Raw genomic sequence first — 12,044 nt, 5'->3', positions numbered from 1 at the left:
TCACATGCGTCAAATTATTTTTGTGTGGATAACACACTGCCTTGCCTACATCGCTCACTTGCTCCCCGCAGACTATAGTCCTGCACTCCTGTTTGCTGCGGCCGCGGCCATTACCCAGGCAACATCGATGTGCTTGCCCATGCTCGCGCTATATGGTCTGGGGAATATGCAGGCAGCGTGGATTCCGCGTCATGTTTCAAAAGCGTCCAAATTCATGGTACCCATCACAGGGGCCTTCTTGCTAATTCTGCTATATGCGAACTACACATTATTCGAAATGTACGGTTTTTTCATCGACCCCTTTGTGGTGAATATTTTAACCACACCAGGTGGTACAGCGGCTCTCGGTGCGTCTGACAGTGTTTATCTCACCATAGCCGCAATTGTAAGCGCTATCGTAATTGGTCTGTACCTGTCCAGATTCGTTCCGTTGGATCTTTTGGCGCATGCACTGCTTCCCCGTACCGCAGTCGTGGTAGCAACGCTTCTCGTCATCTTCCTTGCTCAGGCGGCTGTCTACGCTGTCTCAGAGCATAAATCATATGTGCCAGTTTTGCGTTTTGCAGACCGGATACCGTGGTACCAGACGGTAACCGCCAAGTCGTTTCTGGCAGACATCGGTGTAGAACGATCCAGAGAAGTGATGGACTACGGCAATCCAAGTTCTGGAACAAAGTTTCATTACCCTGAGTCAGTGCCTGAGTTACTTCCATTGGACAAGCGCTACAATATTGTTTGGCTGGTGGCAGAGTCCTGGCGCTGGGATATGCTAGACCCAGAGATAATGCCGGAGACTTGGGCGTTTGCTCAGCGTTCCCAGTTATTCGTGAATCACTACAGCACCGGGAACGGGACCAGGATGGGCGTCTTCGGGCAATTTTACGGTCTCAATGGTAGCTTCTGGTTTCCAGCACTGAGGTATCAACGAGTGCCAGTGCTAGTTGATACACTGCAAAAGAGTGGCTACAACATACAGGCATATACGAGCGCCTCTTTTACCTATCCAGAATTTGACAAAACGGTGTGGGTAAACGTCGAGAACGACCGATTGCATAGCGTAGATAGCGGTATGGGTTGGGAGCGTGACAGGAAGAATGTCGAGCGCCTGATCGAATTTCCGAAGCAGTCCAGCACCCCGTTCTTTAGTTTTATGTTCTTTGAGTCCACGCACGCCAATTATCAATTCCCCAAGGAAAACGAAGTAGAGTCGGATTACCTGCCAGATTTTGACTACCTCGCCACTGATATTGAATCGTCGATCGGGCTCATTAAGAACCGCTATATAAACTCTAGCAATCACCTCGACTGTCAACTCGGACGGGTGTTCGACTCGCTAGAATTGCAGGGGCTCCTTAGGGATACGGTAGTCATAGTCACTGGCGATCATGGCGAGGAATTCATGGAGAACGGTCGCTGGGGACATAATTCCACGTTCAGTCAGCAACAGGTCAGGGTACCCTTTCTGCTCTATGTTCCTGGTATGAAGGGAACGACTCACAAGGCCATGAGTAGCCACATGGATATACCCGCTACGCTGCTTTCTCTATTGAAGCCAGGGCATAATTCTCGAGTGTACAGCATGGGCGACAACTTACTCTCGCCAGATTTCGATAGAGAGTATGCCGTGATCAGTGATTGGCATGGAGATGCCCTGGTGACAAGCGATCACAAGTACAGCATGTCGCCCAAAGCCAATTCAAGACGTACAGCGCTGTCAACCATAGATGACAAGCCAATGGACCAAGCCGACATGCCGGCCCAAATCCATTTGGCGTTATCCGAATACATGGCAGAACGGCAGCGGTTTAGTCGACCGCCATCTGCCACTCAGGCAAGTGCGGGGGAGCAACTGGCGCTGACTGCTCTGCATGCTGAGCCTGACAAGGCGGTACCACCCCCAGCCCTACCGTCACCGTCAACAGATGGTTGAAAGAATCAGTTTCAGCATTTCTTCAGGAGACCATGTTCCACTTATAGAGCGGGCTATATCCGCGTCAACGTTTTCAAGGAGAAGAAATCATGAATAAGCTAATTTTCGCCACGGCCTGTGCTGCTTCGCTCTGCAGCGTATCTACGCTGGCACAGAATATAAATCCAGGGCGAAATGACCAGTCCTTCGAAGAGCTGGAAATGATATTTGAAATAAACAATGATGATCAGGATGCTGAAGTGGTCATCTATGGCAAAGGCGAGGAAGGTTTGAGATGGGTTCGTGTCATTGGGCCGAAGGGAAATCGATCAAGCAAAATTGTTGGCTTTGGAACATCTGGTAGCGAAACAATCGGGATGGCTCAGTTCCTTTTCGAAAGTGCGGAACCCAGTATTGACGAGGTCGTGGCACGCTATCCAGACGGGACCTACACCGTCGTGGGAAGAACGATCTCTGGCATGCGAATTTTCGGGACCGTAGAGTTCAACAAGGAGTTGGCAGCAGCACCTGTTATCGATACATGCGACCAGATGGTCGATCCAGTATCAGCTGTAATATCGTGGACGGCTGCCGATGACGACGTTGAATCGATCATCCTTGAAGTTGAGAATGATGATCTGGAGGTAGGGTTGGAAATGAGCTTTTCCGGGGATACCACCGAAATGGATCTCCCTATGGGCTTTTTAACGCCCGGAACTGAATACGACCTTGGTATTGCTTTTGTCAACGAACAAGGCAACGTCATTGTCTCCGAATGTTCGTTTGAGACCAGCGATTAGTCTCACTCTGTGTAGGGGGGGCTCTCTGCCCCCGGTCCATGTACCATATTTTGAATCGCTAACAGGCCCCGACGGGGATTGTGAGCAATTAGTTCGTCTTCAGTAAACCTTAAGCATGCGATATTATCGTGTCGTTCACCGAATTAGGTCATCCGGGCCAAACTTATGTCATCACCAAGCCCGAGATCTTCCGCCCTGAGGCTCAATCCGCCAGGCCACAGATCATGCATATACTGATTGTAGAGGACTCGCCCCGCCTGAGAAAGGCGCTGGTGGTCGGTATGACCCGCCTCGGGCATACCGTGATAAGCGCTGCCGACGGAGTTGAGGGTCTTTCGCTGGCGAGATCTCTGGAACCAGACCTTATTATTCTTGATATTCTGATGCCAAAAATGGATGGTCTCACCGTGTTGTCAGAGATTAGGAAAACCGACAACGAGGCCAGCGTTATTCTACTCACCGCCAGAGATCAGGTTGAAGATCGTGTTAAGGGGCTGAATACCGGAGCAGATGACTATCTATGTAAGCCCTTTTCTTTTAGCGAGCTTGAAGCGAGAGTGAATGCATTGAATCGCCGCGCTCATTCGCTACATTCGCCAGCAATAGACCTGGGCGACGTTGTTCTGAATCTGAACTCCAAGGAAGTAACGTCTGCGGGAGAGCCCATTCACCTAACGCCCAAAGAATATTCAATTCTTGAATGCCTGGTACTGTCACGAGGGCGAGTAGTGAGCTACGAATCCCTCGAAAGTACGATACTCGATCATGAGGGAGCCTCATCTCGAAATACCATTGAAGCCCATGTATCAGCAGTGCGGAAAAAGTTGAAACGATTCAGCGATAAGGATGTAATCGTCACTAAACGCGGTTTTGGCTACGTGGTTCCTCATGGCGCCGAGTAAGTCGATATCTAACACCATCGTTAGGTCAGCTTTGGTGTCAGTCCTGCTTGTAGTGTTTATTTCGTCTGTAATTAGCTTCTGGATTATATATACCCAACTCAATCGGTCTTTTGATGAGGCCATGATCACGAAAGCCCAGATTCTGGTAACTCAGGTAAAAGAGTTTGCAGATGGAGTGGATTTTGACTTCGCTGATGAGTTTATGCCCGAATTTGAACGTGACGAAAACCCTGAGTATTTTCAGTTTTGGACAGACGGAGAAGGCGTATTCGAACGATCTCGCTCACTGGGTTCTACAGACCTCCAGAGAAAGAAAGTTCCTCAAGAGCAAGTGACACTCTGGGATAGCTCGCTGCCAAATGGAGTGAAAGGCCGCAGCATTCAGATTGATTTTGTTCCACAAATTCATCACAAAGAGGATAGAACACCAGAACGATTAAGTAATCAGAAAGGAATGACTTTGGTTATGTCCAGAGAGCGTGAATCGCTTTTGCTCTCCATCTGGCTATCGTTTCTAATCATAGCCGCCGAAGTCCTTGTGATCTTAGCGCTTCTGGCCCTCCTCATCCGCAGGAATGTAACCAGGGGTCTGAAACCACTGCTATCGCTGAGAAAGGAAATTTCGGAACGCCACGTTGACAATCTGCACCGGGAAATTGAAATACCGGAGCCACCTGTTGAGATAGAGCCTCTGGTTATCCAGCTCAATCAAATGTCTAGAAGAATCGGAAAACAATTGGAGCGTGAGCGACAGTTCAGTGCAGACGTTGCACATGAACTCAAGACACCTCTTGCTGAGCAGCTCAGCCTCACTGAAGTTGCCATGCGATGGCCAGATGAAGTTGGCGATCCTGCCACCGTATATAAAGAAGTCCTGGAAACAGGGCGGAATATGCAGAATATTATCGGCGCTCTCCTTGAGCTATCTCGCTATGAATCAGGATTAATTGAACTTGAGAAGCAGGAGTGCTCTCTATCTGAGATCGCTGAAGATTCCGCTGAACGCTTCAGTGCTGAAGCGGACGCGAAGGGCATTGAAATCTCTGTCGAGAACACTACCGAGACAGTTGTGATGTCGGGGAGACTAGAGCTGGCACTTACTATAACCAACCTGATATCTAACGCCGTTCACCACGCACCAGAGAATAGTGTTATTAGAATTGTTATCGGCGATAGTGACCTGGGACCTACTCTCGGTATTTCCAATGTTGCCCCCGATCTTCACGCCGAAGATCTAGACAATATGTTCCATCGGCTATGGCGAAAAGACTCTTCAAGAACTGGAGAACTGCATGCGGGACTAGGGCTCTCGCTAGTGGTTGCCTACGCAGATATCCTTAGTGTCACTATCAGTACGACTTTGTCTGAGAATAAGGTTTTTACTATTTCTCTGTCGGGCTTCGAAAGAGGGTAGTGTCATAGCGATGCAAGGACTCGCTGCCGCGTCGGTTACCAGTCTTCTAGCGGTATTTTCCAGTACTGCCGCTGCTCTAGGTGCAATTGAGATCGATGGGACCCTGGATGAGGAGACATGGGCCTCCGCTGCAACCTACACGGGTTTTTTCGTCACAAAGCCCTTGTCTCTGGAAAAGGCACCTGAGAAGACTCAGGTCCTGGTGCTACAGTCAGAGGAGGGGCTATATATATAGGGTTCAAGAATTTTCAGGACACCACGAAGACCTTTTCACGAACAACCCTAAGGGATCAGGACATCCAAGCCGATTTTAACGAAGTTATTATCGACTTTGATGGCAAAGGATTTAGCGCGTTCGGCTTCAAGATCGGCAGGAATGGTGCCATTCAGGATAGTGCCTGGTCCGGAGAAAACGTCGAGTCCATTGACTGGGATGGCGATTGGGAACGTGCCGTTGCGGACCATGAGGGTTTCTGGGTCAGCGAACTTTTCATCCCCTGGAGTCAGTTTAGTTACACCGATCGAAACCAGGCGTCAAATACTGGCAGTTTCTATTTCTCTCGCTGGAACTTTGAGGTCGGAAACCGTTACTCCTATCCTGCAATCGATCGATCACAACAGTCGTTTATATCTCGTTTCGCAGCATTCAATATTGAATATAGACCGGAACGACGAATTGATTGGTTTCCATATGCCAGGGCCAGCTACGACAGTGTCGACGGTAATACCACCTATCGTACAGGTATGGATGTTTTCTGGCGTCCCACTAATGCGCAGCGACTCAACATAGCTCTCAACCCTGATTATGGCCAGGTCGAGTCAGATGACCTTGTAGTGAACTTTTCAGCGATTGAAGTATTTTTCGAAGAGAGACGCCCCTTTTTTATTGAAGGGCAAGACCTGTTTGAGGTGCGCGGGCCAGAGACACTGCGGGTGATACACACGCCAAGAATAGGCGGTGAGCCCGATGCTGGCCCCGATTTGGGCACAGATGTAGAGGCCGCTGCCAGATATTCCTATACCGGAAACAATATTGATTTTGGCTTGTTGGCTGCACTAGAGGATGACGCTCGCAATAGCCAAGGAAGGGATTACCTTGCAGGCAGGGCCAGATACCGCTGGCAAAATTTACTCGCTGGCGTCACTCACTCACGAACAGAACGACCACAGATTAATAGAATTGCTGATGTGTCAGTATTTGACTTCCAGTATGACCTCACAGACAGACTCCTCGTCAACGGGCTTTGGCTCTATAGTAACGTCTCAACACCAGGGCCCAGCGATCCCAGTGACAGTGGCTGGGTGCTATCAAGTCAGTGGGAAGTAAACCCACGCTGGACACACGAACTGACTCTTTTCGACTATGGAGATGAACTCGAACTGAATGACCTCGGCTACGTAAAGCGTGTTAATCGTGAACAATTTGAATACGAAACTGGTTGGGAACTCCCCGGCGTTTCGCTGTCACGTTTTGCCGAGGATGCTGAGGTGTCATTTGAGTATCAGTGGAAAACCAATCAGCAGGGGGACTCGCTGCCACGCGAGTGGGCAACTGTTTTCGAGGCCACTACCGCTGGTAATGCCCGGTGGAATGTGGGCTATGAGTACGTAAGCGATGGTATTGATGACTTAATCACGGAGGGCCAGGGAAATGTCTGGTTCCCTTCAACAACTACGTTAGTTATGGCCTATGAGGCTGCGCCTACATCCATATTTCGTCTGGGTCTGGAGTTTGAGGCGGGCGAGTCTGGTTACAGTGGACAGCGAACTGCCTTCGCACTACTGCCATCTATCCAGATCGGGGAAAGCCTCCAGTTTGACCTTGAGTTAGCCTACGAGTTGAACGACAGCTGGGTTATCTGGACTGAAGATAACGGTCTTGGCGAATACGACCTGGAGGAGCTAAGCTTGGCCGCTAACGTCTACTACAGCCCATCGACTAGACATGAAATTCGATTGAAAGTTGAGTCTACGGCCGTTAATGCAAAAGGCATTGCGGGACTAGAGGCTAGCCACAACAGCTACCCGGTTTTCCTAGCGGACGCCATTGAGGACTTTTCCGAAAGTGCTTTTGCCGTCCAGCTTAGATACCGTTATGAATTAAGTGCACTATCCGAAGCTTTCATCGTCTATAGCCGGGGTGGCGAGTTTGAGAGCGATGAATCCAACCCCATAAATAAACTACTATCGGAAGCAACCAACGCACGCGATGATGAGACGCTGCTATTTAAAATCAAGCTTCATTTCTGAACTTGTCACTTCGCTCTACACTCTCTTGAGCATTTAATTACACTATGATGTTTTACAAAACTCGACGGCGGCATGGTTTCAATAAGCAACTGTCGCCGTTAGAGCATGAAACGCAGTACCAAAAAACGGCTGGCGAGTGTCTAGAGAATTGTTAACGATTCAGACGAGAGCACATAATCAGGCCCGGTCCACCATAAGATGTGCAGATTCTGTAACATATTGATTTTGTTGGGGTGATATTACAGTTTCTACCGATAGATGTCCGCTGCGGACATCTATTGATAGGCACGTCTAATCCGCCCTCAGTCCTTGTCTGTTGTGTAGAGGGGGGCGAATTGCTCCATCCCCACGGCGATTTCGTATTTTTCAGCCAACAGTGCCAGGTCATTCACGTAGATTTTGCCGTAGCGAAGCTCAATGTCGCCACTGCGCTCCAATGACTTCAGTTCCTTGCTGACACTCTGCCTTGACGCACCCAGCATATTGCTGAGCTCTTCATGGGAGATTTCTATATAGGTCTCTCCCAGTTCATTTTCACAGCCATGGCTGTAGGCCATGCGGTGCAGTGTCCGACCCAGGCGGACGTGGAGTTTGAGCCCCAGTGCCTCGTCGTTCAGCGAATACAGGTAGCGAACCCGGCGACACAGTACCCGGTTCAATTCGCGGTGAATCTCCGGGTGTTTTTCGCACAGTGTTTCGAACTGCTGTTTGCTGAGGACGGAAAGCCGTGAATCTCTGGATGCGATGGCATGGCTCACACGCGGCAGCCCGTCCATAACGCCCATTTCACCAAAACAGTCACCGGGACGAAATTCGCCGGTAGTAATCTGTGCCCCCTCCAGCGAGTAGTTACACAGTTTGATGGCGCCTTCGAGAACGCGGTAGAGCTCGGTGGGGTTATCGTCCTTGCGGTAAACGGCCTCTCCCTTGGCGAGGCAACGGATACTGGCCACGGCGTCGATATCCGCGCGTACGTCTGCGGAGAGCCCGCCTATAAAGTCATGTAGGTAGGGAATCACTTTCATTCAGCCTACATACCATAGCCGCGCGTATATTGACAGCTTACCGGCCAGGCCGATTCAGCGCCTGGCGGCGCGATAGGCCGGGAGAATCAGTCCCCCCGGGTAAGCGCCGCCTGGTTACTATTTTGTTTCTACGGCGCTGGCCTCACCTGTGTCCAGCATTTCCTGCCGCCAGTCGTGGCTGCGCTTGATGATGTACTGGTGAATGCTCTCTATATCGTCTTGCTCAAGTATTTCGCCAAATGGGGGCATCCCTTTGTGCGACTGCAGGCCATAAATGATAGGCATGAAGTCTTTGTGTTTCTGCTCCGGGAGGTAACGCAGGTCGGGAATAATATCGGAGCCGATAGCGGCCAGACCATGGCATACGCCGCAGTGATTCGCGAACAGCGTCTTGCCCTGAGCCAGGGTCGCTGCGTCTGCCGTAACCGGCGGAGGGGAGGGCAATTCAAACTCGCGGCGCTTTACCGGCGGCAACTCCGCCTTTCCACCCAGTTTGAATACGTACAGATTTGAGTCGGGTACAACCCTGGTGCGTTGCGCCAGCGCACCGAAGGTGATGGCAAAAGCGCCGCCCCAGCCAACGTTGAAAGCCACATACTGCTCACCGTCAATGCTGTAGGTTACCGGACCCGCCACAGCGCCACTGGTAACAGGCTGCTCCCACAACTTGTCGCCGGTGTCGGCGGCGTAGGCCACGACACGACCATCCGCTGTGCCCTGGAAAACCAGGTTCCCCGCGGTACTGAGAGTGCCACCGTTATGAATGTGTTCATGCGCATGCCGCCAGCGCTCTTCCTGCTTGACCGGGTCCCAGGCGACGAGATTTCCACGATAAATCTGGGCGAGCTCTTCTATGCCTTGCAGTGTTTCCGGAACGATGGGGGTTACAATGCCCAGGTTGGGCACGCCGGTCTGGACTGCGCTTGCCGTTTCCTGGGGAACGAAGTGCTCCATGGTGACCTGCTGCGGGATATAAACGAGCCCTGTCTGCGGGTTGAAGCTCATGGGCGGCCAGTTGTGCGCGCCCTGGGAGCCGGGAAACACGGTTTTAGGCTCGCTGTTGGTCCAGTAATCTGCAGCCTCAACGTCGACGATGGGGCGGCCGGTTTTGGGGTCTATATCCTTCGCCCAGGTAATCTCACCGAACTTCCCAGCGGAGATAAATTGGCCCGAGGCCGCATCGAGTACATAGAAAAAGCCGTTCTTTGGCGCCTGCATAACGACCCGGCGGTCCTTGCCATCGATGGGCAGGGTGGTAACGATGATATGCTGCGTGGCCGTGTAGTCCCAGGCGTCGCCAGGCGTTGTCTGGTAATGCCATACGTACTCTCCGGTAGTCGGACGAAGGGCGACGATTGAGGAGACAAAGAGGTTGTCTCCCTTGGCCTCAGATCGCAGCTTGTAGTTCCAGAACGACCCATTCCCAACGCCGATATACAGCAGATCCAGGTCGGGGTCGTAGGCCATTGAGTCCCAGACGGTACCGCCGCCACCCTGCACCCAGTACTGGTCGCCATGCCAGGTTTTGCGGATCATGGTGATGGTTTCGCTTTCATCGCCTTTTGCCGGATCACCGGGCACAGTGAAGAAACGCCAGGCTTGTTTACCAGTATCCATGTCGTAGGCGGTGATATATCCGCGCACACCAAACTCGGCGCCGCCATTGCCAATAATCACCTTGTCTTTAACGACACGAGGAGCACCGGAAATGGTGTAGTTGCGGTCCGCATCAATCAGCGTGTTGACGGTCCAGAGCAGTTTGCCGGTCTTGGCATCCAGTGCTTCGAGTCTGCCGTCATAGACCCCCAGGTAGACCTTGCCCTGCGACACGGCAACACCCCGGTTGGCTGCATCACAGCAGCCCCGCCCCTGCACACCGCGCCATACTTTGGGGTCATACTCCCAGAGCAGCTCCCCCGTTTTTGCATCCAGGGCGAAAACCATACTGTAGGCGCCGGTGGTATACATCACCCCGTCTGCGATGATGGGGGTTGCTTCAACGACACGGTCCAGCGGGTACTTGAAACGCCACGCCAGTCCCAACTCGTTTACATTCTCGTTGTTTATCGCGGCCAGGGGAGAGTAACGTTCTTCACCCGCATTGCGACCGTGGGCCGGCCAATCACCGGCGACCTGGGCATTCACGGGCGGCGCGGTCGACGCCGGTGCCGTGGAAGCGCTGGTGGCGGTCATCGCCAATACCAGGGTTAGGAGTAAGCGGTTTATCTTTATAATCATTGCCTCGGACCTCACCGATTTACAGGAATGTGTCGGGGGCGGGCACACCCACCCCGGCGACTACTCTGGATTGTCTCCCATCACCGCCTTGATCTCCAGAAACTCCTCAAATCCGTGCTGACCCCATTCGCGACCGATACCAGACTGCTTGTAGCCACCAAAAGGCGCAGCCGGGTCCGGCATGGCGCCATTAATGTGGACATTACCCGTGCGCAGTCTTCTGGCCACATTACGGGCGCGTTGTAAATCGCTCCCGGCGACGTAACCTGACAAGCCATAGGGCGTGTCGTTGGCAATGCGCACGGCGTCTTCTTCATCCTGGTAGGGAATAATGCACAGCACGGGCCCGAAGATTTCTTCCCGGGCGATTGTCATGGCGTTGTTGACCTCGCTGAAGATGGTTGGCCGCGTATAGCATCCTCGCTCCATGCCTTCGGGCAAACCCGGCCCACCGCATATCAGCTTCGCGCCTTCCTCAATGCCGGTATTGATCATCCCCTGCACCTTGTTGAAGTGGGCGCGGCTGGCGAGCGGCCCCATTACTGTTGACGGGTCCTGCGGGTCTCCCACCTTTATGGCGTCTGCTACCCGGGCGGCGATGATCTCCACTTCGGCCAGGTGGGAGGCCGGGACCAGAAGACGGGAGGGTGCGTTGCAGCTCTGCCCGGAGTTACGCATCATGGTTGCCACTGAATCGGTTATTGCGGTCTCCAGGTCCACATCATCCAGAATAATATTGGCTGATTTTCCGCCAAGTTCAAGTGCTACGGTTTTAATGGTGTCAGCTGCCGCCTTGGAGATGAGCTGTCCGGCCCGGGTGGAGCCGGTGAAGGAAACGAAATCCACATCGGGGTGAGACGTTAAGGGCGCCCCCACGCCTGGCCCATCACCGTCTACCAGGTTGAATACGCCGGCGGGCACGCCTGCCTCGTGCAGGACTTCCGCCAGGATGTGAGCGTCAAAGGGTGCAATTTCGCTGGGCTTGAGCACCATGGTGCAACCGGCAGCCAATGCCGGCGCGACTTTACAGGCGATCTGGTTGGCCGGCCAATTCCATGGTGTGACCAGCGCGCACACCCCTACCGGCTCACGGATGACAGTGGTCGTTCCCTGTGACTCTTCAAATGCGAAATTCTTAAGCACTTCCACCACGGTGGCAAAATGCCAAAGAGGCAAAGCGGCCTGCATGGGTTTGGAAACGGCTTCCAGCGGTGCGCCCATTTCCTCCGTGATGGCCAGCGCCATGTCGTCCATCCGCGTCTGGTAAATGGCGATGACATTCTCCAGCAGGGCAATGCGCTGCTCCCGGCTGGTGGTCGCCCAGCTGTCGAAAGCTTTGCGCGCGGCAGCAACCGCGACGTCCACGTCTGCGGCTGTTCCCAGGGAAATGACGCCGGCGACTGCATCGGTAGCGGGGTTGATGATTTCCATTTCTGCGGGAGTGGCCGGGTCGACCCACTGGCCATCAATGTAGAATTTGCGATAGTCGCGCATATTTTTATCCTC

The 12,044-nt window shown here is 52.6% G+C and carries 9 protein-coding genes; 5 read left to right on the top strand and 4 right to left on the bottom strand.

The window, feature by feature from the left end:
• Window positions 1–4 precede the first annotated feature (4 nt).
• From C0039_RS09535 to C0039_RS09520, 4 genes are all read left to right on the top strand, one after another.
• Window positions 5–1,930, top strand: a complete 1,926-nt coding sequence (locus tag C0039_RS09535; RefSeq protein ID WP_133125971.1) for a sulfatase-like hydrolase/transferase — start codon at window positions 5–7, stop codon at window positions 1,928–1,930.
• An 89-nt stretch (window positions 1,931–2,019) separates the two neighbouring features.
• Window positions 2,020–2,709, top strand: coding sequence for a fibronectin type III domain-containing protein (locus C0039_RS09530; protein WP_101517945.1), 690 nt, complete (start codon window positions 2,020–2,022; stop codon window positions 2,707–2,709).
• A gap of 128 nt (window positions 2,710–2,837) precedes the next feature.
• Entirely contained in the window at window positions 2,838–3,611 is a 774-nt protein-coding gene (locus C0039_RS09525; RefSeq protein WP_101517944.1) for a response regulator transcription factor, read from the top strand.
• Window positions 3,612–3,732: 121 nt separating this feature from the next.
• Window positions 3,733–5,025, top strand: coding sequence for a histidine kinase dimerization/phospho-acceptor domain-containing protein (locus tag C0039_RS09520; RefSeq protein WP_165787087.1), 1,293 nt, complete (start codon window positions 3,733–3,735; stop codon window positions 5,023–5,025).
• Between the two features lie 282 nt (window positions 5,026–5,307).
• Here C0039_RS09520 and C0039_RS09510 read toward each other — a convergent pair whose 3' ends face one another.
• The gene (locus C0039_RS09510; RefSeq protein WP_101517941.1) at window positions 5,308–5,490 is read right to left on the bottom strand and encodes a hypothetical protein; all 183 of its coding nucleotides are present in this window, start codon (window positions 5,488–5,490) and stop codon (window positions 5,308–5,310) included.
• On the opposite strand from C0039_RS09510, the gene C0039_RS09505 reads away from it, so the two are divergent.
• Window positions 5,410–7,275 (top strand): DUF5916 domain-containing protein, encoded by a 1,866-nt coding sequence (locus C0039_RS09505; RefSeq protein WP_341476651.1) that lies wholly within the window; start codon window positions 5,410–5,412, stop codon window positions 7,273–7,275. The genes C0039_RS09510 and C0039_RS09505 overlap by 81 nt on opposite strands.
• Before the next feature lie 302 nt (window positions 7,276–7,577).
• On the opposite strand, the gene C0039_RS09500 is transcribed toward C0039_RS09505, so the two are convergent.
• From C0039_RS09500 to C0039_RS09490, 3 genes are all read right to left on the bottom strand, one after another.
• Window positions 7,578–8,300: a Crp/Fnr family transcriptional regulator gene (locus C0039_RS09500; protein ID WP_076001327.1), complete on the bottom strand. Its 723-nt coding sequence runs from the start codon at window positions 8,298–8,300 to the stop codon at window positions 7,578–7,580.
• Window positions 8,301–8,417: 117 nt separating this feature from the next.
• Window positions 8,418–10,538, bottom strand: a complete 2,121-nt coding sequence (locus C0039_RS09495; protein WP_101517939.1) for a PQQ-dependent dehydrogenase, methanol/ethanol family — start codon at window positions 10,536–10,538, stop codon at window positions 8,418–8,420.
• 60 nt (window positions 10,539–10,598) lie between these two features.
• Window positions 10,599–12,044: aldehyde dehydrogenase family protein (locus C0039_RS09490; protein ID WP_341476649.1), on the bottom strand; the 1,446-nt coding region annotated here is incomplete at its 5' end.

The sequence above is a fragment of the Pseudohalioglobus lutimaris genome (genome assembly GCF_002866825.1).
GTDB lineage: Bacteria > Pseudomonadota > Gammaproteobacteria > Pseudomonadales > Halieaceae > Halioglobus > Halioglobus lutimaris.
Note: the sequence above shows the minus strand (reverse complement) of the source record. Positions and strands in the feature narration are given on the sequence as shown.

Excerpts from the sequence above, each read along its gene's own strand:
- C0039_RS09535 (WP_133125971.1), top strand. The coding sequence starts at position 5 with ATGCGTCAAATTATTTTTGTGTGGATAACACACTGCCTTGCCTACATC.
- C0039_RS09530 (WP_101517945.1), top strand. The coding sequence starts at position 2,020 with ATGAATAAGCTAATTTTCGCCACGGCCTGTGCTGCTTCGCTCTGCAGC.
- C0039_RS09520 (WP_165787087.1), top strand. The coding sequence starts at position 3,733 with ATGATCACGAAAGCCCAGATTCTGGTAACTCAGGTAAAAGAGTTTGCA.
- C0039_RS09510 (WP_101517941.1), bottom strand. The coding sequence starts at position 5,490 with ATGGTCCGCAACGGCACGTTCCCAATCGCCATCCCAGTCAATGGACTC.
- C0039_RS09500 (WP_076001327.1), bottom strand. The coding sequence starts at position 8,300 with ATGAAAGTGATTCCCTACCTACATGACTTTATAGGCGGGCTCTCCGCA.
- C0039_RS09495 (WP_101517939.1), bottom strand. The coding sequence starts at position 10,538 with ATGATTATAAAGATAAACCGCTTACTCCTAACCCTGGTATTGGCGATG.